Annotated in this window: 18 protein-coding genes; 8 read left to right on the top strand and 10 right to left on the bottom strand. The window is 62.9% G+C overall.

Annotated features, from left to right (window positions below):
• Positions 1–32: 32 nt before the first annotated feature.
• The 6 genes from FJ977_RS17175 to FJ977_RS17200 all read right to left on the bottom strand — a co-directional run bounded on the left by FJ977_RS17175 (position 33) and on the right by FJ977_RS17200 (position 4809).
• Complete coding sequence (locus FJ977_RS17175; RefSeq protein ID WP_140773259.1) at positions 33–824, bottom strand: molybdopterin-binding protein; 792 nt, start codon at positions 822–824, stop codon at positions 33–35.
• Position 825: 1 nt separating this feature from the next.
• Entirely contained in the window at positions 826–1707 is an 882-nt protein-coding gene (locus FJ977_RS17180) for a cytochrome b/b6 domain-containing protein (protein WP_140773260.1), read from the bottom strand.
• A gap of 97 nt (positions 1708–1804) precedes the next feature.
• Positions 1805–2482 (bottom strand): DUF1345 domain-containing protein, encoded by a 678-nt coding sequence (locus tag FJ977_RS17185; protein ID WP_140773262.1) that lies wholly within the window; start codon positions 2480–2482, stop codon positions 1805–1807.
• Between the two features lie 30 nt (positions 2483–2512).
• Positions 2513–2980, bottom strand: coding sequence for a YaiI/YqxD family protein (locus tag FJ977_RS17190; RefSeq protein ID WP_140773264.1), 468 nt, complete (start codon positions 2978–2980; stop codon positions 2513–2515).
• A 63-nt stretch (positions 2981–3043) separates the two neighbouring features.
• Positions 3044–3613, bottom strand: coding sequence for an S-(hydroxymethyl)glutathione synthase (gene gfa, locus FJ977_RS17195; protein WP_140773265.1), 570 nt, complete (start codon positions 3611–3613; stop codon positions 3044–3046).
• Between the two features lie 68 nt (positions 3614–3681).
• Complete coding sequence (locus tag FJ977_RS17200) at positions 3682–4809, bottom strand: S-(hydroxymethyl)glutathione dehydrogenase/class III alcohol dehydrogenase (RefSeq protein WP_140773266.1); 1128 nt, start codon at positions 4807–4809, stop codon at positions 3682–3684.
• A 198-nt stretch (positions 4810–5007) separates the two neighbouring features.
• On the opposite strand from FJ977_RS17200, the gene FJ977_RS17205 reads away from it, so the two are divergent.
• From FJ977_RS17205 to FJ977_RS17220, 4 genes are all read left to right on the top strand, one after another.
• On the top strand, positions 5008–7020 hold the full coding sequence (locus FJ977_RS17205; RefSeq protein ID WP_140773268.1) for an acetyl/propionyl/methylcrotonyl-CoA carboxylase subunit alpha: 2013 nt from the start codon (positions 5008–5010) through the stop codon (positions 7018–7020).
• 118 nt (positions 7021–7138) lie between these two features.
• Positions 7139–10666, top strand: coding sequence for a DNA polymerase III subunit alpha (dnaE, locus tag FJ977_RS17210; RefSeq protein WP_140773270.1), 3528 nt, complete (start codon positions 7139–7141; stop codon positions 10664–10666).
• 40 nt (positions 10667–10706) lie between these two features.
• The gene (locus FJ977_RS17215) at positions 10707–11717 is read left to right on the top strand and encodes a methyltransferase (RefSeq protein WP_140773271.1); all 1011 of its coding nucleotides are present in this window, start codon (positions 10707–10709) and stop codon (positions 11715–11717) included.
• 79 nt (positions 11718–11796) lie between these two features.
• Positions 11797–12600, top strand: a complete 804-nt coding sequence (locus FJ977_RS17220) for an ion channel (RefSeq protein ID WP_140773273.1) — start codon at positions 11797–11799, stop codon at positions 12598–12600.
• A gap of 26 nt (positions 12601–12626) precedes the next feature.
• On the opposite strand, the gene FJ977_RS17225 is transcribed toward FJ977_RS17220, so the two are convergent.
• Positions 12627–13508, bottom strand: a complete 882-nt coding sequence (locus tag FJ977_RS17225) for a DMT family transporter (RefSeq protein ID WP_140773275.1) — start codon at positions 13506–13508, stop codon at positions 12627–12629.
• Positions 13509–13691: 183 nt separating this feature from the next.
• Here FJ977_RS17225 and FJ977_RS17230 point away from each other — a divergent pair, with 183 nt between their 5' ends.
• On the top strand, positions 13692–14198 hold the full coding sequence (locus tag FJ977_RS17230) for a hypothetical protein (RefSeq protein WP_140773277.1): 507 nt from the start codon (positions 13692–13694) through the stop codon (positions 14196–14198).
• 62 nt (positions 14199–14260) lie between these two features.
• On the opposite strand, the gene FJ977_RS17235 is transcribed toward FJ977_RS17230, so the two are convergent.
• Positions 14261–15589: a DNA polymerase IV gene (locus tag FJ977_RS17235; RefSeq protein WP_140773279.1), complete on the bottom strand. Its 1329-nt coding sequence runs from the start codon at positions 15587–15589 to the stop codon at positions 14261–14263.
• Between the two features lie 66 nt (positions 15590–15655).
• Between FJ977_RS17235 and FJ977_RS17240 the strand changes: the two genes are divergently transcribed.
• Positions 15656–16243 carry a GNAT family N-acetyltransferase gene (locus tag FJ977_RS17240; RefSeq protein WP_140773281.1) on the top strand — a complete coding sequence of 196 codons (588 nt, stop codon included), beginning with the start codon at positions 15656–15658 and terminating at the stop codon, positions 16241–16243.
• Between the two features lie 83 nt (positions 16244–16326).
• Entirely contained in the window at positions 16327–17880 is a 1554-nt protein-coding gene (locus tag FJ977_RS17245) for a hypothetical protein (RefSeq protein ID WP_181179916.1), read from the top strand.
• Between the two features lie 40 nt (positions 17881–17920).
• Here the strand turns inward: FJ977_RS17245 and FJ977_RS17250 are convergent, their stop codons facing one another.
• Positions 17921–18574, bottom strand: a complete 654-nt coding sequence (locus FJ977_RS17250) for a hypothetical protein (protein WP_140773283.1) — start codon at positions 18572–18574, stop codon at positions 17921–17923.
• Positions 18571–18870, bottom strand: coding sequence for a DUF3572 domain-containing protein (locus FJ977_RS17255; RefSeq protein WP_027052046.1), 300 nt, complete (start codon positions 18868–18870; stop codon positions 18571–18573). Before FJ977_RS17255 ends, FJ977_RS17250 begins: the two co-directional genes overlap by 4 nt.
• A 247-nt stretch (positions 18871–19117) precedes the next feature.
• On the opposite strand from FJ977_RS17255, the gene FJ977_RS17260 reads away from it, so the two are divergent.
• Positions 19118–19489 carry a response regulator gene (locus tag FJ977_RS17260; RefSeq protein WP_006334976.1) on the top strand — a complete coding sequence of 124 codons (372 nt, stop codon included), beginning with the start codon at positions 19118–19120 and terminating at the stop codon, positions 19487–19489.
• Positions 19490–19511 lie beyond the last annotated feature (22 nt).

Consider the following 19511-nt stretch of genomic DNA (forward strand, 5'->3'; position numbering starts at 1 on the left):
TCCACGGGCCGATCCTCTTTTTCGGATGCGGGTCAGATGCCGCCGTACCAGTCGTAGCCATTGTCTTCCCAATAGCCGCCGCGGCCGCCGCCGACATTGGCGAAGCTGTCGACCAGTTCGATCTTGTAGAGATATTTCGGCATCTTGTAGCCGAGTTGGCGCTCGACGCGCACACGCAGCGGCGCGCCGTTCTCGACCGGCAACGGCTTGCCGTTCAGGCCATAGGCCAGGATCGTCTGCGGGTGGCGGGCGTCGATGAGGTCGATCGTGCCGTAATATTTGATGTCGCCGGACAGGCTGCGGTCGATCGTGTCGAGGCAATGGAACATGACATAGCGCGCCTGCGGCTTGACCACCGCCTGGTCGAGCACCAGCGACAGCGGCGTGCCGGTCCATTTGGCGATGCAGCTCCAGCCTTCGACACAGTCGTGACGGGTGATCTGGGTGCGGCTCGGCATGTTCTGAAGCTGCTCGCGGCTGAGCGACAGCGGCTTTTCAACCAGGCCTGAGACTTCCAGCCGCCAGTCGGCGAAATTGTTGGCAAGCAGGCCCTTGTAGGTGTCATCGTCAGGGGCGGTGACGCCGTTCGGCCGCTGCGGCTGGCGGATATCGGCCTCGGTGAATTCCGGCGCCAGCGCGTCACGTCCGGCAAGCAAGCGCTGCGCGCGATATGTCAGGCCATTGGCATTTTCGAGGAAGCTGCGCAGCCCACTGCCGATGCTCAGCTGGCTGTCGAAAGCGTCACATCCCGACAGCATGATACCCGAGGTGCCAAGGCTGGCGGCGGTCAGGAATTTTCTGCGGCTGATCTGGAACTTGGCCATCTCAGGCACTCCTTTCGGTCGTCTTGTCGTCATGCGCGGGAGGGTCCGTGCGGTACCAGCCGGTGATGATCGAGCGCAGTTCGTTGATCGGGCCGGCGGCCAGGATCATCAGGATGTGAATGATGAAGAAGCCGACGAGCAACAGCATGACAGTGAAATGGATGGTACGCGCCGTCTGCCGGCCACCGAGTAGCTCGTTGAGGAACGGCAGCACCGAATTCATGCTGGGCGACATTGCGAGGCCGGTGATGATCATCAGCGGCAACAGCACGAACAGCACCCCACCATAAGCCATCTTCTGCAGCGTGTTGTATTCGCGTGTGTGGTGGAATTTCAGCCTGGCGTGGTCGACGATGTCCCGCGGCAACCGCTTGAGGTCGTCGAGGCGCGGGGCGAGATCGCGCCTGATATGGCCGTTGATCAGGCTGGCGACCAGCCAGACGATCAAGGTCGTCGTCAGGATCCAGGCGAAGAAGAAATGCACGACGCGGGCGGTGCCGAGATCATAGTAGGAGGGAATGGTTGCCCAGGACGGGAAGCCGCGCGCCGTCTCGTTGCCTGGCGGACCCGACCAGCCGAGAACGCCCGTCGTGTCGAAGCGGTGCCCGAAGATTTCGGTGTAACCGCGCGGACCGGCATCGGTGTTCGCGGCGCCGATTTCGAAAATGGTGTTGTTGTATTCGAAGCCGGATTGCTTGCCGATGTAGAGTTGCGGCCGGGCGTTGAAGATCTGCAGGCCGGAAAGCAGCATGAAGAACAGCGAGATGGCCCAGATCCAATGCGTCAGCCGTGTCCAGCGCGACTGGCGGTAGATCAGTGTGCTGTCACTCGACGCGGGAGCATCCGGTCCGGTGGCGGATTGGCTTCTGGCAACGGATTCCATCTTGTCTCGTCTCCCGGCCTCGCGGCGTGGCCTGCGCGTTCATTGTCCTCCTGATACGTCGCGATCCAAACCGATGTTTCATCCGATCACGGATTTATTACGGACCACCAAGGCTGACGGCGAGATTGACGGCCGCGGCGACGATGACCGTGTTGAAAAAGAACGACAGGATAGAATGGACAAGCACGACACAACGCATATGCGTCGTCGAGATGTTCGTGTCGGCGGTCTGCGCCGTCATGCCGATGACCGCCGAGAAATAGAGGAAATCCCAGCCTTCCGGACGCTTGTCACCCGGGAACAGCAATCCGCCGACCGGGATTTTTGTCTTGGTCTTGGTGTCGACCTCGTCGCCGTCCATCCAATAGACATGCGCATAATGAAGTGCCGCCATGGCATGGATAGTGAACCAGCCGAGTGGGATCGACAGCAGCGCGAAGCCAAGTTCGACCGGGTGGCCTTTGTCCTTCTGGTTGATCAGCAGGAACAACGAGACAAGGGCGACGCCGACAACGACAAGCGTCACCGCGAAGATGACCAGCACCGGCTGATCGGTGGCCCGCGCATTCTTGCTCAGATATTTGCCGGTGAATTTGGGCATCTGGCTGACGACAAGAATGACGTAAGTGGCGAAAAAGGCGTTGGCGCCGATCGAGTAGGCGAGCGGGGCGTGCAGCAGCAACGCCACAAGCAGCGCAAGCGCGCCGAAACACGCGGACATGGCGAACAGCATGTGGCGCTGCATGGGTTTTTGCACGGGGATTTCGGCAGCCATGGTGGTTCCGACCCTGGATGGCGCTCTGTTCTAGCTCGGTGTGGCGGATTTCAGGGCGCGCCGCAAGATGCGGTCGAGTTCGCCGAGGAACCGCGAGCGGTCCTGCGGTGCGAAGGAGGCATTGTAGTCCTTGCTTTCGCCGGTCTCGCGCAAATGCTGCTTGAGGTCGCGCATGGCCACCGCCATGCCGATGGTTTCGGGTGTGAATGGGCGTCCGGTGGGGCCAAGCACGTGGGCGCCCAGCGCCACGGCGCGGGCCGCGAGCGGAATATCCGCAGTCACCACGACATCGTTGGATTTGGCGTTCTCGACAATCCAGTCGTCGGCGGCGTCAGCTCCCTTGGAGACCACGACGTTGCGGATCATCGGATCGCGCGATGGCCGCAGGCCGCCGTTGGAGACGTAGGTGACGACGACGCCAAGGCGCTCGGCGACTTTCTCGACCTCGGCCTTGACCGGGCAGGCGTCGGCGTCGACGTAGATGGCGGGTGCGGACATTGTCTCTCCGAAACGGACAGGGGCCGGAAACATGTCCGGCCCCTGCCTGAAATCTTACGGCGTTCAGGCCGGCAAGGCGCCTGACTTCTTCGCCGTCCAGGTGGCGATATAATCCATCAGGCCGGGGTTGAGGCAGTCATAGGGTTCCAGCCCAATTGTCTTCAACCGGGCCCGGATGCCGTCCATTCGCTTCGGATCGACGCCGGATTCGATGATTGACGAGACAAAGGCGGTGAAGCCCGGCGGCGACCAGCCGTCCTCCTCGAAACGCTCGGGGTGGATGAAGGTCAGGCCCTTGAACGGATGGTCACGCTCGACCGGTCCGTGCATGTGGACGCCGCAGCCGGTGCAGGCGTGGCGCTGGATCAGCGCGCTGGGGTCGACCACCTTGAGCTTGTCGCCGTTCTCGGTGACGGTGACGTCGCCGGTACCAGCAACGGCAACCACCGAGAATACGGCACCTTCCGGCTTCCAGCATTTGGTGCAGCCGCAGGCGTGATTGTGGGCGATCTGCCCCTTGACCTTCACCTTGACCGGCTTGCTGGTGCAGGCGCAGACCAGCGTGCCGCCGGCAAAGCTTGCGCTTTCCTTGGGCAGGCCATTGTCGATTTTCGGGTGCAGTTTCTCCGCCATTCCATTCTCCTCCCAGTTGTGAACCACAGAGGTCGCTGGCCGGTGGGTCGGCGGCGTGTGGCTTTGCTTCAGTAAACGACGACGCTTCGGATCGACTTGCCCTCATGCATGAGGTCGAACCCCTTGTTGATATCCTCGAGCTTCAGCGTGTGGGTGATCATCGGATCGATCTGGATCTTGCCGTCCATGTACCAGTCGACGATGCGCGGCACGTCGGTGCGGCCTCGCGCGCCACCGAAGGCGGTGCCCATCCAGGTGCGTCCGGTGACGAGTTGGAACGGCCGCGTCGAAATCTCCTGGCCGGCGCCCGCGACGCCGATGATGACCGACTTGCCCCAACCGCGATGCGAGGCTTCCAGCGCCTGGCGCATCACCTTGGTGTTGCCGGTGCAGTCGAACGTGTAGTCGGCGCCGCCGATCTGGTCGGCGCCACGCTTGGTCATGTTGACGAGGTAGGGGACGATATCGCCGTCGATCTCCTTCGGATTGACGAAATGCGTCATGCCGAACCGCTCGCCCCATTCCTTCTTGTCGTTGTTCAAATCGACGCCGATGATCATGTCGGCACCGGCCAGCTTCAGGCCCTGGATGACGTTCAAGCCGATGCCGCCGAGGCCGAAGACGACAGCCGTGGCGCCTTGTTCGACCTTGGCGGTGTTGATGACGGCGCCGATGCCGGTGGTGACGCCGCAGCCGATGTAGCAGATCTTGTCGAAGGGGGCGTCCGGATTGACCTTGGCCACCGCGATCTCGGGCAGCACGGTGAAGTTGGAGAAGGTCGAGCAGCCCATGTAATGGAAGATCTTGTCCTTGCCGATCGAGAAGCGCGACGAGCCGTCGGGCATCAGGCCTTGCCCCTGCGTGGCGCGGATGGCCGTGCACAGATTGGTTTTTCTCGACAGGCAGGACGGGCACTGCCGGCATTCGGGCGTATAGAGCGGGATGACATGGTCGCCCTTCTTGACCGAGGTGACGCCCTTGCCGACGTCGACCACGACACCGGCGCCCTCATGGCCGAGAATGGCCGGGAACAAGCCTTCGGGATCGGCGCCCGACAGGGTGAACTCGTCGGTATGGCAGATACCGGTCGCCTTGATCTCGACCAGCACCTCACCGTCGCGGGGGCCGTCGAGGTCGACCTCCATGATTTCCAGCGGCTTTCCGGCGGCGACAGCGACAGCGGCGCGGGTTTTCATCAGGCGTCCTCCAATGCGAATTTTTTCCAAGGTTTCAGGTTTTGTCGACACGATCAACTGGAAGCTGGTGCCGAGACTGGGCCACAGCGAAGAATTGGAATCGCAAATCGATTGAAAGGCGGTGATTTGCATGGTCGGCTTGACCCTGCAAGCACAGGCCATAAAAGGAACGACCGACCGGAGGGGAATGACCTCAGCATGTTCACGAAAATCCTGATCGCCAATCGTGGCGAGATCGCCTGTCGCGTGATCAAGACGGCGCGCAAGATGGGGATTGCCACGGTCGCCGTCTATTCCGATGCTGATCGCGATGCGGTTCATGTCGAAATGGCCGACGAGGCGCTGCATATCGGGCCTTCGCCCGCCGCGCAGAGCTATCTCGTGCCTGAAAAAATCATCGCGGCCTGCAAGGAAACGGGCGCCCAGGCCGTGCATCCAGGCTACGGTTTCCTGTCGGAACGGGCCGCCTTCTGCGAAGCGCTCGAAGCCGAAGGCATCGTCTTCATCGGCCCGAAACCCAAAGCCATCAAGGCGATGGGTGACAAGATCGAATCGAAGAAGTTCGCCAACGCCGCCAAGGTGTCGACGGTCCCTGGCTGGCTCGGCGTCATCGAGAATGCCGACCACGCTGAAAAGATCGCCGGCGAGATCGGCTATCCGGTGATGATCAAGGCTTCGGCCGGCGGCGGCGGCAAGGGCATGCGCATTGCCTGGAACCAATCGGAAGTGCGCGACGGGTTCGACCGGGCGCGATCGGAAGCCAAGAGTTCGTTCGGCGATGACCGCGTGTTCATCGAAAAATTCGTCGTCGATCCACGCCATATCGAGATCCAGGTGCTGGCCGACGCGCATGGCAACGCGCTCTATCTCGGCGAGCGCGAATGCTCGATTCAGCGCCGCAACCAGAAGGTGGCCGAAGAGGCGCCGTCACCATTCCTCGATGCCAGGACGCGCAAGGCCATGGGCGAGCAATCGGTGGCGCTGACCAGGGCCGTCGACTACCAGAGCGCCGGCACGGTCGAGTTCATCGTCGACAAGGACAAGAACTTCTATTTCCTTGAAATGAATACACGATTGCAGGTCGAGCATCCGGTGACCGAGCTTGTCACGGGCATCGACCTGGTCGAGCAGATGATCCGCGTCGCCGCCGGCGAGAAGCTCGCCTTGAAGCAAAGCGACGTCAAGCTGAATGGCTGGGCGGTGGAAAGCCGGCTCTATGCCGAGGATCCCTATCGCAATTTCCTGCCGTCGATCGGCCGGCTGACGCGCTATCGGCCGCCGGAGGAGGGGCAGTTTGGCGATGTCGTCATCCGCAACGACACCGGCGTCACCGAAGGCTCGGAGATTTCGATGTTCTACGACCCGATGCTCGCCAAGCTGTGTACCTGGGCGCCGACCCGCCTCGAGGCGATCGATGCCATGTCGGAAGCGCTGGACAGTTTTGTGGTCGACGGCATCGAGCATAATATCCCGTTCCTGGCGGCGCTGATGCAGCATCCGCGCTGGCGGGAAGGGGCGATTTCGACAGGCTTCATAGCCGAGGAATATCCCGACGGTTTTGCCCCCGTCGTGCCGAACAGCGAGGAAAAGGCCGTGCTGGCATCCATCGCCACCGCCACGGAATTGTTGCGCCGCGACAGGCTCGACCGGCTGGACGGGCGGCTGGCGCCGCATTCGGGGGCGCTGAAGCGCGACTGGGTGGTGAAGATCGGCGAGGATTATCTCCAGGCGTCCATCCTGGAAGGCATGATTTCGATCCCGATGGAGATCGACCTGTCGATCGAAGGCGGCAAGGCGCTGACCGTTTCATCCGATTGGCGGCCGGGCGACCTGATCTGGCGCGGCACGGTCGGCAAGCGCAGTGTCGTCGCCCAGATCCGGCCTGTCGCCAACGGTCTTCGCATTGCCTGGAAGGGCAAGTCGGTGACCGCGCGCGCCATGCTGCCGCGTACCGCCGAGCTTGAAAGACTGATGCCGGAGAAGGTGGCGCCGGACACGTCGAAGCTGCTGCTCTGCCCGATGCCCGGCCTCGTCGTGTCGATCGCCGTTGCCGAGGGGCAGGAGGTCAAGGCCGGCGAAACGCTTGCCGTGGTCGAGGCGATGAAGATGGAAAACGTGCTGCGCGCCGAACGCGATCTCGTTGTGTCCAAGCTCAACGCCAAGCCGGGCGACAGCCTGGCCGTTGACGCGGTGATCATGGAATTCGCTTGAGCAAGTCGCGCAGGGTCGCGGAAGCCTGTGGTTGTCGGTCGTTTATGCTGGACTGGTATCGCCCGGTCCCGGACAATACATCTTCACCGACTCAAAGCCTTCGACAGCGCGAGAAACCATGGCCGATGACAGACTTCCACGCGACCCCCTGAAGCGCGAAGCCGCGATCGCGGCCGCGCGGCCGGAGGTACCGGCGCGGCCGTTCGTTCATCTGCGCGTGCATTCGGCCTATTCGCTGCTCGAGGGCGCGCTTCAGCTTGGCAAGATCGTTGGCCACGCCGTGAAAGACGAGGCACCGGCGATCGCCGTCACCGACACCAACAACCTGTTCGGTGCGCTGGAGTTTGCACAGAAGGCGGTCAAGGACGGTATCCAGCCGATCATCGGCTGCCAGATCGCGCTCGCCTTTTCCGGCGAGAACAGCGACGGCCAGCGCGACCGCCGGCGGCAAGGGCCGGAGATGCGGCCGGTTGTCCTGCTCGCCGCGACGGAAGCCGGCTATTCCAACCTGGTTCGGCTGGTCAGCGGTGTGTACCTGGAGACACCGCCCGGTGAGGCGGTGCACCTGACCACCGAGACGCTGAATGGACAGACCGATGGGCTGATCTGCCTCAGCGGCGGGCCGCGCGGCCCGATTGGCAACGCCTTGAAGGAGGATCGCCGCGATCTGGCAGAGGTGAGGCTTTTGGCCCTCAAGTCGCTGTTCGGCGACCGGCTCTATGTCGAATTGGACCGGGTTGCGGGCTACGACCGGGTCATCGAGCACGCAACAATCGATCTCGCCTATACGCACGAACTTCCGCTTGTCGCCACCAACGAGGCCTTTTTCTCGTCGCGCGACGATTATGAGGCGCATGACGCGCTGATCGCCATCGCCGAGGGCTCCGTCGTCGCCGTCGACACCCGCCGCAGGTTGTCGCCGGACAATTTCTTGCGCAGCCAGGCCGACATGGCAAAGCTGTTCGCCGACCTGCCTGAGGCGATCGACAACACCGTCGAGATCGCGCTGCGCTGCTCCTACTATCCAAAGAACCGCAGCCCGATCCTGCCGCGTTTCACCGGCGGCGACAGTGCCGACAAGGACGCCGCCGAAAAGGCGGAGGCCGCCGAACTCGCCCGCCAGGCGCGCGAGGGGCTCGACGCGCGGCTTGCGTTGCATGGACCAACCCCGGGCTATACGGTCGAGCAATATCGCGAGCGGCTCGAATTCGAGCTCGGCATCATCGAGAAGATGAAATTCCCCGGCTACTTCCTGATCGTTGCCGACTTCATCAAATGGGCCAAAGCGCAAGGCATTCCGGTTGGCCCGGGCCGCGGTTCGGGTGCCGGATCGCTGGTCGCCTATTCGACGACCATCACCGACATCGATCCGCTGCGCTTCTCGCTGCTGTTCGAGCGCTTCCTCAATCCGGACCGCGTGTCGATGCCCGACTTCGACATCGACTTCTGCCAGGATCGCCGCGAAGAGGTGATCCGCTACGTCCAGCAGAAATATGGGCGCGACCAGGTCGGCCAGATCATCACCTTCGGTACGCTGCAGGCCCGTGCCGTGCTGCGCGACGTCGGCCGGGTGCTGCAGATGCCCTATGGCCAGGTCGACAAGCTGTCGAAGATGGTGCCGCAGAACCCGGCCAATCCAGTCAAGCTCGCCGACGCCATCGCCAATGAGCCGCGCTTTGCCGAAGAGGCCGAGAGGGAGCCGATCGTCCAGACGCTGCTCGACATGGCGCAGAAGCTGGAAGGCCTTTACCGCCACGCCTCCACGCACGCCGCCGGCATCGTCATCGGCGACCGGCCTTTGTCGGAACTGGTGCCGATGTACCGCGATCCGCGCTCGGACATGCCGGTTACCCAGTTCAACATGAAATATGTCGAGCAGGCCGGGCTGGTGAAGTTCGACTTCCTCGGCCTGAAGACGCTGACCGTGCTGGAGACGGCGGTGAAACTGATCCGCCGGCGCGGCATCGACATCGACCTGGCGACGATACCGCTCGACGATCCCGAAACCTATGCCATGCTGTCGCGCGGTGAGGTCGTCGGTGTGTTCCAAGTGGAAAGTGCCGGCATGCGCAAGGCGCTGATCGGCATGCGGCCCGACTGCATCGAGGACATCATCGCGCTGGTCGCGCTCTACCGTCCGGGCCCGATGGAGAACATCCCGACCTACAACGCCAGAAAGCATGGCGAGGAGGAGATGGCCTCGATCCACCCCAAGATCGACCATCTGGTGAAGGAGACGCAAGGCGTCATCGTCTATCAGGAACAGGTCATGCAGATCGCGCAGGAGCTGTCCGGCTATTCACTCGGCGAAGCCGACCTTCTGCGCCGCGCCATGGGCAAGAAGATCCGCGCCGAGATGGACAAGCAGCGCGAGCGCTTCGTCACCGGGGCTGTCGAGCGTGGCGTCAGCAAACCGCAAGCCGACTTCATTTTCGACCTGCTGGCCAAGTTCGCCGACTATGGTTTCAACAAGTCGCACGCCGCCGCTTACGCAGTGGTCTCGTATCAGACCGCCTATCTCAAGGCGCACTATCCGGTCGAGTTCCTGGCGGCGTCGATGACGCTCGACATGGGCAACACCGACAAGCTCGCCGATTTCCGCCAGGATGCCCTGCGTCTCGGCATCGAGGTTCTGGCGCCGTCGGTCATGACGAGTTTTCGGCCTTTCGAGGTCGGTGAGAACCGCATCTACTATTCGATGGCGGCGCTCAAGGGCGTCGGCGACGCGGCGGTCGAGCACATCGTCGCTGTCCGTGGCGAGAAGCCGTTCAAGAACCTTGCCGATTTCTGCGAGCGGGTCGATCCCAAGATCGTCGGCAAACGTGTCTTCGAAAGCCTGATCATGGCCGGCGCGCTCGACTGTTTCGGGCATGACCGGGCACAGATGATGGCTGGCGTCGAACGGATGATGGGGCTTGCATCGTTGGCGCAGCAGAATGCCGTTTCCGGCCAGGCCGATATTTTCGGCGCTTCGCTCGGCGCGCAGTCGCAGGCGCTCAACCTGCCGGCGACCGATCCGTGGCTCGCCGCCGACCGGCTGCACCGCGAATTCCAGGTTGTCGGCTTCTATCTCTCTGCCCATCCGCTCGACGAATACAAGGCGGCGCTGCAGAAGATGCGGGTGCAGAACTGGGCGGAGTTCTCAGCCGCCGTCAAGCGCGGCGCTTCTGCCGGCCGCCTGGCCGGCACGGTGACCAGCAAGCAGGAACGCAAGACGCGCACCGGCAACAAGATGGGCGTGGTGGCCTTTTCCGACACTTCCGGCCAGTACGAGGCCGTGCTGTTTTCGGAAGGATTGGCACAGTATCGCGACCTCCTGGAAGCCGGCCGCTCCGTCGTCATCACTGTCGCGGCGGAGGACAGGCCCGAGGGTGTCAATCTGCGCATCAACTCGGTCCAGTCCCTGGAGGATGAGGCAAGCCGGATCCAGAAGGCGCTGCGCATTTTCGTCAGGAACGATGGACCCGCTTCGATTATCCAATCCCAGCTCACCCAGCGTGGCGAGAGCCAGGTGAGCATTATCGTGATCAAGGAAGAGGCGCAGGGCGAGGTCGAGATCGCCTTGCAGGGAGGCTACCGCGTCTCGCCGCAGATCGCCTCGGCGATGCGCGCCGTGCCCGGCGTGGTCGAAGTGGAATTGGTGTAGGAGAGGCGATATAGTCCGATGGTCGTGCCTGGAGGGGGCCATGGATGCACGGACAGCGGCTTTCGAACTGATACGGATGGTCAACGAGTACCGGGTGTCGCAGGCGATCTCGGTCGCGGCGATGCTCGGCATCGCCGACCATATCAAGGACGGCAAGCGCTCGGCCACAGAGCTCGCGGGCCTGACCGACACCCATCCGCGCGCGCTCTACCGCCTGCTGCGCGCGCTCGCCGCCGTTGGCATACTCCATGAGGGCAATGACGAGCGGTTTTCGTTGACGCCACTTGGCGGCGCCCTGCGTTCCGATGCCGAGCATTCGGTGGCGGCTTGGGCGACCTTTGTCGGCCGGCCCTATTACCGGCAGGCATGGAGCGAATTGCTCCACAGTGTCCAGACCGGTGAGAACGCCTTCCGCAAGGCTCATGGTAAGGGCGTTTGGGATTATCGGATCGACCATCCAGAGGAATCCGCCATCTTCGATCGCGCGATGGGGGCGTTCTCGCGCGGCGTGGCGGCGGATATTCTGGCAGCGTACGACTTTTCGCTGTTTGCAGAGATTATGGACGTCGGCGGCGGACGCGGTTTCCTGCTTGCCGAAATCCTTGCCGCGACCCCCGGCAGCCGTGGCATCCTTTTCGACCAGCCGCATGTGGTGGCGACGGCCGGGGAACTCATGGATGCGGCTGAAGTTGGCGGCCGCTGCAAGATCGTCGCGGGCGATTTCCTCGCAGCCCTGCCCGAAGGTGCGGACGCTATACTGCTGAAATGGATCCTTCACGATTGGGACGACGACACCAATGTCGCCCTCCTGAAGAACTGCCGCCGGGCAATCCGCGCGGACGGCAGGCTGCTGGTGCTCGAGGCGGTGCTGTCACCGCCCAATGAGGGCGCCGATGCCAAATTCTTCGATCTTAACATGCTGGTGGGACCGGACGGCCAGGAGCGGACGGCCGAAGAATACAGGTCGTTGCTGGCAAAGGCCGACTTCGAGGTCACCGACATCATAGAGGCCGGGCCGCACATCAGCATTGTCGAGGCGAGGCCACGCTGACCGCGATGGTGGTTATGCAGAGACGTGGCCCCAGGCGCCGCACTGGACGGCCGTCGCGGCGAAGGTTATCGCAGTCGCCATGAAGGCAGCGGACAAGGACGGCTCGCGGAACGATTCGGCCCTGGCGCGCCTGCGCGACACGCTGCGCAGGCTCTACCATGGGCGCACGCCGGCGGCTTTCCGGTTCCAGCTGGCGGCAATCGTCATCGATCTGGCAATCATCGCCTTCTTCATCGCGACACCCGTCATCCAGCAATCGGCTTCGTTCCTGTGGCTGGATTCTGCCGTGGCGGTGCTCGTCGGCGTCGACCTGATCGCAAGGTTGCTGGCCTCCAACGACATGCTGCGCCTGATGAAGCAGCCGACCTCCTGGGTGGATGTCTTCATCCTTTTGACGCTGCTGATGCCGACGGCGCTCGCCAATCTCGGTTTCCTGCGCATCCTGCGGCTGTGGTCATTGTCGCGCAGCGGTTCGATCTGGCGGCATTTCGAGATGCGTGGCCTGCGCCCATGGCGGGAGGCGAGCCACGCGGTCATCAACCTTTTGACCTTTCTCTTTGTCATCACCGGCTTCGTCTACACCTTCTTCTTCCGCAACGGAGCCGGGCTGGAAAACTACATCGACGCGCTTTATTTCACTGTGGCCACGGTGACCACGACCGGTTTCGGCGACATCGTGCTGCCGGGCATGGCCGGCAAGCTGACCGCGATCGTCACCATGATCATCGGTATATCGCTGTTCGTCAGGCTGGCGCAGGCGATCTTCCGGCCGGCCAAGGTGTTCTTCCCGTGTCCGCAATGCGGGCTGCAGCGGCATGAACCGGACGCCGTGCACTGCAAGGCCTGCGGGCATGTCCTCAACATACCGGACGCAGGCGACTAGGCGCATGAATATTCAGGCGATGCCGGCTATGACGCTGCCACTTCAGCCGGCTCGACCGGCTTGCGCTGCAGATTGAGCAGATTGCCCATCAGGATGAGCAGCGCGCCACCGGCGGTGAAGGCGTCGATCTGCTCGTGATAAAGCAGCCAGCCGACCAGCGCGGACAAGGGCACCCGCAGGAAATCCATCGGCGAAATGACGGTCGCGTCGGCATAGGTGAGCGCGCGGGCCATGCAGAAATGCGATGACATGCCGGTGAAGGCGATCAGCACGATCCATGGCCAGAGTTCGAGTGAAGGGGTGCGCCATACATAGAGCGCGGGGATGAGGCCGAGCACCGACTGGATGATCAGCATCCAGAAAATGATGCGCACGACGCTGTCCGTGCGGGTCAGTGATTTGACCATGACCAGCGATATGCCGAAGCAGACCGCGGCGCCCAGCACGACGAGGTGTCCCGGATCGACAGAGCCGACACCCGGGCGCACGATGACCACCACGCCGATCAGTCCGAGCACGACCGCCGCCAGTTTCGGCCGGCTCAACCGTTCGCCCAGAAAAGTCACCGCCAGGATCGCCGTCCAGATCGGGGTGGTGAATTCGATCGAGATCAGCACCGCCAGCGGAATCAACGTCAGCGCGTAAAGCCATGCCGCCTGGCCGCTATAGTGAACGACATTGCGGGCGATGTGGGCGAGGGGACGTTGCGTGCGCATCGCCGCAAAGCCGCCGCTTGTCAGCACCAGCGGCAGGAGAATTAGGAAGCCGATCACCGAGCGCAGTTCCAGCACCTGGAAGACGTTGAGCTCGGCTGTCGTGGCGCGGCCGGCGACCGACATCCCCAGGAACGAGGTGACCGACAGCGCCATCCAGAACGCAGCCTTGGGGATCGATGGGGTGGGTTTCATGGCCGCTATCTCGCAGGCGGGAGCCTTTGCCGCAATCGCTAGCCGGTTGATTCTTCTGGACCAGTCGTGGCGACGTTGCAAATGGTCGCGTTGCCAGCGGAACCTGATACGCCAAGGGGCGTTGAGTTGCAGTATCCACCCAAGCCTTGATGTCTGCATGTATGCCTGACGAGGAGAACTTCGATGATATCACCAGCGCGGTTCGCACTCGCCGGCTGCCTGCTGGTCGCGGCCAATGCGGCACATGCTGATGAGAGCAAGTTTCTCCAATCCTTCCAGGGGAATTTTGCTGGCAAGGGGACTGTCCAGGTGACGACGCAGGCGCCGACCGTCAGCGTTTCCTGCACTTTCAAATCGGATGCGACAGCGTCCTCGCTATCTCTCGACGGCAACTGCCGCGGCCTTGTTGTGGTCACGCGTGCCATCAGCGCCCATCTGAAAACCAGTGGTGCCAGATACAGCGGCGTCTATGTCGGATCGCGCACCGGTCCGGCGCAGCTCAACGGCAGCCGCTCCGGCAACGCGATCAACCTCGCCATCCGCTGGGCCAAGCTGGTCAATGGCGACCGCAGCGCGCAGCTGACGGTGCAGAAAAAGGGCGTCAATGGCATTCTGCTGACCGTCACCGACCGCGATCCCAAAACCGGCAAGAACGTTGTGACCAGTCGTATCGATCTGAAGCGCACCTGACGGGTGCATTGATATTCAGGTGATGCCGGCCTGGCCTGAATCTCAACACACCCGGCACCGGATCAGTCCTCGAGCGGCTCCGGCGGGTGGGCGTCACGGCCCCTGCCGAATGTATAGCCGGTCTCGACCGCCTTGCGGCCGAACTTGTCGCGCAGGGCGTCGATCGCGCCTTCGGCCATGGCGCGCTTGCGCGACTGAACGTCGACCAGATCCGGCGGGTCGGCCTTGTCGTCATCGGAGAGGTCGCTGACGCCAATGCCGAGCAACCGAAATTTCGTTCCGTCCGTTTCCTTGCGCAGAAGCTCCACTCCGGTCGAGAAGATGCGATCGGCGAGCCGGGTCGGGTCACCGAGTTGCCGGTTGCGCGTGCGCAGCTTGAAATCCTGGGTCTTCAGCTTCAGCACCACGGTGCGTCCGGCAATGCCTGATTTTTTCAGCCGCGCCGAGACCTTTTCCGAAAGGCCCCGCAGCACCGCAACCAGCTCTTCCAGCGACGCGATGTCGGTGTCGAAGGTGGTTTCGGCCGATACGCTCTTGGCGTCCTGGTCGGGGTCGACGCGGCGGACGTCCTCGCCGCGCGACAGCCGGTAGAGCCGGTCGCCCATCGCGCCATAGCGGCGCATCAGGTCACCACGCTCCATCTTCTGAAGCTGGCCAATGGTGCGGATCCCGTCGCGCTCAAGGGTGGCGTTGAACGCCTTGCCGACGCCCCAGATCATCGTCACCGGCTGTGCCGCCAGGAAGCCGACCGCCTCGGCCTCGCCGATGACCGAAAAGCCGCGCGGCTTGCGGAAGTCCGACGCGATCTTGGCGAGGAATTTGCAGTAGGACAGGCCGGCCGAAACGGTGATGCCGATCTCCTTCTCGACGGCCAGCGCAAAGCGCGCCAGCACCACGGCCGGCGGCAGGCCGTGCAACCGTTCGGTGCCCGCGAGGTCGAGAAACGCCTCGTCGATCGACAGCGGCTCGACCAGCGGCGTCAGCGCCTGCATCATGGCGCGCACCTCACGGCCGACGCGCACGTATTTTTCCATGTTGGGCGGGACCACAACCGCCTCGGGGCAGGCCTCGAGCGCCTTGAACATCGGCATGGCGGATCGCACGCCGCGGATGCGGGCGATGTAGCATGCGGTGGAGACGACCCCGCGCTTGCCGCCGCCGACGATCAGCGGCTTGTCCTTGAGCGCCGGGTTGTCGCGCTTTTCGATCGCCGCGTAGAAGGCGTCGCAATCGATATGGGCCAGATGCAGCCGATAAAGCTCGGGATGGCGGGCAAGGCGAGGGCTGCCGCAGCGTTCGCAGCGGCGCGTCTCACTGCGCTGAAACGTCAGGCAGTCACGGCAAAAACCGTGATCGGGATTGTTGACAGGGGTCGCCATCACTGCGAACATAAAGAGAACAGAAGCAATGGTACGACAGTGCAAGGCCAGCGACAAGCTTGGCCTGGGGAGAACCGCATGAGCACGACCATAGTGCCGCTGGCGCCTGAGCTCTGGCCTGATTTCGAGGACCTTTTTGGCAAGCAGGGCGCCTGTTACGGCTGCTGGTGCACGCATTTCAGGCTGGCGCCGGCGGCGCGGCGCGAAAGCAGCCGCGAACGCAACAAGGACCATATCAAGGCACGCATCGAAGCCGGCCCGCCGCCCGGCCTGCTGGCGTTCGAGGACGGCAAGGTGGTTGGCTGGATGCAGATCGGGCCGCGCGCCGACGTGCCCGAATGGAATAACAAGGGCAGGGGCTCGGCGCCGATCGACCCCGCCGACGCTTCAGATCCGGCCGTTTGGGCGATCTCGTGCTTTTTCATTCGCGCCAAAGCGCGCGGCAGGGGTATCACGCATCGCCTCGTTGAAGGGGGCGTCGATTTCGCTCGCAGGAATGGTGCACGGCTTGTCGAGGCCTGCCCGATCGACCTGTCGCGCGATTCGCGTTCGATCGGCTTGTTCGTCGGCTCGTCAGGGGTGTTCGAGAGGGCCGGGTTCGAGAGGCTGGTCGAGCGCAAGGCGGGCCGACCGCTGATGCGGCTGGTGCTGGGGCCTGGAACCTGATCACATCGTCTTGCAGTTGTGATGGTATTTCCCTACCAGACGTACGAAACGATTTCTGCCTTTCGACCAAACGGAGAATTCCCGTGAACCGTGTGTTGCCAGTTGCCTTTACCGCGCTTCTCTTCAGCGCGCCCGCTTTCGGCCAGACCGTCGACAGCCAGGGCGCGAAGCAATTGTCCGATGACCTGTCCCACTATGTCGGCAAACAGGCGCTCGACACCGGCATTCTGAAGGTTTCGGTCGAAGGCGATGCCTACAAGATCGTGTTTGATTTCAAGGCACTGGCCGGGGTCCTGCCCAAGCAGGAACAGGTGAAATTCGACTTTGCCCCCTACGCCCTTATGGTCAAGCCGCGCAGCGACGGGACCTGGGACGTCTCGATGGATTTCTCGCAAAGCGCGTCCTTCGAGTTCAAGGGGCCCGAGGGACCGCAGAGCACGCAGTTTTCGATCAAGGACGGCAAGGGTTCCGGCGTCTACGACCCCAATCTGGCGGCCTTCATCAGCGGCACCAGTTCGATCGCGAGCATGACGATGGCATCGAAGGATGCCAAGCAGCAGATCGACGTCAGTGCCGGTGCCGGCACCGCGACCATCGCCGCCACGAAGGCCGCCAATGGCGGCGTCGATTTCACGACGTCGCAGAAAATTTCGAATTTCGTCGAGGCGATAAAATTCAACGATCCCGAGAGCGGCCTGAATTTTCCTGTCACCGTGAAGTCGCCGGAATTGTCGGTCGAGGCCAGCGGCAAGGGTGTGCAGACCAAGCCGCTGCTCGACCTCCTGGCATTTGCCGTGGCCAATGAGGACGAGAAGACGCTGAAGGCGAACCAGACGCAGCTGAAGTCGCTTCTGCTCGCCGCGCTTCCGGTGTGGGAGCGCATCGACGGCACCTATGGTTTCAAGGATTTCGCGGTCGACAGCCCGATCGGCACTTTCGGGGCGACGCAGCTCAGCACCGCCTTCGGTTCCGATGGCGTTGCCCAGAACGGCAAGGTCACCTACGGCATCAAGGTGTCGGGGCTGACCGTCCCGCAGCAGCTTTTGCCGAGCTGGAGCGTGGCGTTGCTGCCCACCGATATCGACCTGAACTTCGGCGGTGCCAATATCGATCTCGACAGCATGGCGAAGAAGGCGATCGAAGCCTTTGATCTCAATCAGGATCCACCGCTGTCGGCCGAGTTCGGCGATCGGCTCAAAGCGGATTTCCTGGCCAAGGCGCCGAAGGTCGTCATCGGCCACAGCACCGTGAAGAACAAGGACATGGAGATCGCGCTGGAAGGTGAGATGACGAGCTTCGGCCAGAAACCCGACGCAACTCTCACCGTCGATGTCGCCGGCTTCGACAAGATCATGACCCATCTGCAAGAAGCTGCGAAGGCGGAACCGGAGGTGGGGCAGTACGTGCCTGTCGCTCTCATGGCCAAGGGGTTTGCCAAGACGCTGCCGGACGGCCGGCTGGAATGGGCCGTCAACACCAAGGCTGACGGCTCGGTCACGGTCAACGGCGTCATGCTGAAGCCCGCCGATCCGGCGGTGGACGACAGCGTCGACAATGGCGACGGCGCGGACGATAGCGGTGGCGACGACAGTGGTGGTAGCGACAATGGCGGGGCAGGGGCGAAACTGAATCCTTGAGGGTTCAGCCCCCAAGCAATTTCAGGAAAGGCGCCTGACGCTAGAGCCCCAGAGCGCCAGCGATCTTGGGCGCGGCTTCGTGCCAGTCCTGGACAATGAAGACATCGTCCGGGACCGGCGGCAGGAACGCACGCAGCGAATTGTCGGCCATCAGGTGGAAAAGATTTGCGTCGGCGACCGAGTCCCGCACCGACGCCAGATTGTGCGGCTGATCGTCGACGAAGACCACCGGCCGGCCTTTCTTGCCGCGCAGCCTGGCCACCGCCGGTCCCTTGGCCATCTCGGTGGTCAGCAGCGGATAGTCTAGACCCAGGGCATCGAGATGGATGCGACGCACCGCACGATGCCTGTGCGGCATGGCCGTCAGCAGTATGATTTCCGCGCGCTTGCCGAGCCCTGCCAAGGCTTGTGCCGCACCGTCGGTGATGCTCTGCCAATCGGCTTGCGCGTCGAAGAAATCGCCCAGAAGGGCCGTGACCTCGGGCTGTTCGATCAGCCGGCCGCTCGCCGTTTCGGCTATGTTGCCGGTCAGCCGGAAGGACGCCAGTGTCAGGCCATAGCCGCGCGACTTCAGGAAACGCGGGAAGGGGCGGATGAATTCGAGCACGACGTCGTCGACGTCGAGCACCAGCAGCGGCCGGTCGTCGGCCGCCAGTTCCTCGATCTGGCGGGCGGTCTCCGGATCATCGCTCATATGGAATGCTCATGGTTGTCGTCGCCGAGCGGCAATGCGCGCAATGCCTTGCCGACGGCCGCCGGCGGCGTGCCCGTTTCCTCGGCAAAGCGCATCAGCGTCGGCTCGTGGGCGAGAATGAACTGCAGCACGCCGGCCAGGAAACCCGGCTCGCCAGCGGCCTTGCGGATCGAATGCGCCTCTATTCCGGTGATCGCCAGAAAACGCGGCAACAGCTCCGGATCGGAGGCAACGAAGCCCAGCGCCTTCACGGCAATGGTTTCCGCCTCTTCGCGCATTGACGCCGCGTTTGCCATCACTACCTTCGGCATGTGGAATGAGTCTCTTCCGCAGTAATGGCAAGAGTTGCTTGCGGCAAGCCTTTACAGCGCGGCGCGCCTTTTGGACGCGCCGGGAGGCGATGTGGAATTCGCGCTGCTTTGCAGCCCGAGGGTTTCCGTTTCGTCAATCATATTGCCGTATAGTGAAGCAGGGTTTGGTGCGTTCAACCAGGGGCGCATGACGGCCACCTTCGAGCGGAAGGACGGCCGGGACGGGATGTCGATGCCTAAGAAGGTCATGATCGTCGAGGACAATGAGCTCAACATGAAGCTCTTTCGGGACCTCATCGAAGCAAGTGGTTACGAGACGGTGCGCACCCGCAATGGTCTGGAGGCGCTCGACCTGGCGCGCCAGCACCGGCCCGATCTCATCCTGATGGACATCCAGCTGCCCGAAGTGTCGGGGCTGGAAGTGACCAAATGGCTGAAGGAAGATGACGATCTGCACGTCATCCCGGTCATCGCTGTGACGGCCTTCGCCATGAAGGGTGACGAGGAACGCATCCGCCAGGGCGGCTGCGAGGCCTATATTTCGAAGCCGATCTCGGTGCCGCGTTTCATCGAGACCATCAAATCCTATCTGGGCGATGCCTGATGTGCCATTCCAGCCGAGCCGG

Origin of the sequence: Mesorhizobium sp. B2-1-3A (genome assembly GCF_006442655.1) — a bacterium.
Lineage (GTDB): Bacteria > Pseudomonadota > Alphaproteobacteria > Rhizobiales > Rhizobiaceae > Mesorhizobium.

Excerpts from the sequence above, each read along its gene's own strand:
- FJ977_RS17240 (WP_140773281.1), top strand. The coding sequence starts at position 15,656 with ATGAGCACGACCATAGTGCCGCTGGCGCCTGAGCTCTGGCCTGATTTC.
- FJ977_RS17205 (WP_140773268.1), top strand. The coding sequence starts at position 5,008 with ATGTTCACGAAAATCCTGATCGCCAATCGTGGCGAGATCGCCTGTCGC.
- FJ977_RS17200 (WP_140773266.1), bottom strand. The coding sequence starts at position 4,809 with ATGAAAACCCGCGCCGCTGTCGCTGTCGCCGCCGGAAAGCCGCTGGAA.
- FJ977_RS17250 (WP_140773283.1), bottom strand. The coding sequence starts at position 18,574 with ATGAGCGATGATCCGGAGACCGCCCGCCAGATCGAGGAACTGGCGGCC.
- dnaE (WP_140773270.1), top strand. The coding sequence starts at position 7,139 with ATGGCCGATGACAGACTTCCACGCGACCCCCTGAAGCGCGAAGCCGCG.
- FJ977_RS17235 (WP_140773279.1), bottom strand. The coding sequence starts at position 15,589 with ATGTTCGCAGTGATGGCGACCCCTGTCAACAATCCCGATCACGGTTTT.
- FJ977_RS17260 (WP_006334976.1), top strand. The coding sequence starts at position 19,118 with ATGCCTAAGAAGGTCATGATCGTCGAGGACAATGAGCTCAACATGAAG.
- FJ977_RS17180 (WP_140773260.1), bottom strand. The coding sequence starts at position 1,707 with ATGGAATCCGTTGCCAGAAGCCAATCCGCCACCGGACCGGATGCTCCC.
- FJ977_RS17230 (WP_140773277.1), top strand. The coding sequence starts at position 13,692 with ATGATATCACCAGCGCGGTTCGCACTCGCCGGCTGCCTGCTGGTCGCG.
- FJ977_RS17190 (WP_140773264.1), bottom strand. The coding sequence starts at position 2,980 with ATGTCCGCACCCGCCATCTACGTCGACGCCGACGCCTGCCCGGTCAAG.
- FJ977_RS17185 (WP_140773262.1), bottom strand. The coding sequence starts at position 2,482 with ATGGCTGCCGAAATCCCCGTGCAAAAACCCATGCAGCGCCACATGCTG.
- gfa (WP_140773265.1), bottom strand. The coding sequence starts at position 3,613 with ATGGCGGAGAAACTGCACCCGAAAATCGACAATGGCCTGCCCAAGGAA.
- FJ977_RS17220 (WP_140773273.1), top strand. The coding sequence starts at position 11,797 with ATGAAGGCAGCGGACAAGGACGGCTCGCGGAACGATTCGGCCCTGGCG.
- FJ977_RS17255 (WP_027052046.1), bottom strand. The coding sequence starts at position 18,870 with ATGGCAAACGCGGCGTCAATGCGCGAAGAGGCGGAAACCATTGCCGTG.
- FJ977_RS17225 (WP_140773275.1), bottom strand. The coding sequence starts at position 13,508 with ATGAAACCCACCCCATCGATCCCCAAGGCTGCGTTCTGGATGGCGCTG.
- FJ977_RS17215 (WP_140773271.1), top strand. The coding sequence starts at position 10,707 with ATGGATGCACGGACAGCGGCTTTCGAACTGATACGGATGGTCAACGAG.
- FJ977_RS17175 (WP_140773259.1), bottom strand. The coding sequence starts at position 824 with ATGGCCAAGTTCCAGATCAGCCGCAGAAAATTCCTGACCGCCGCCAGC.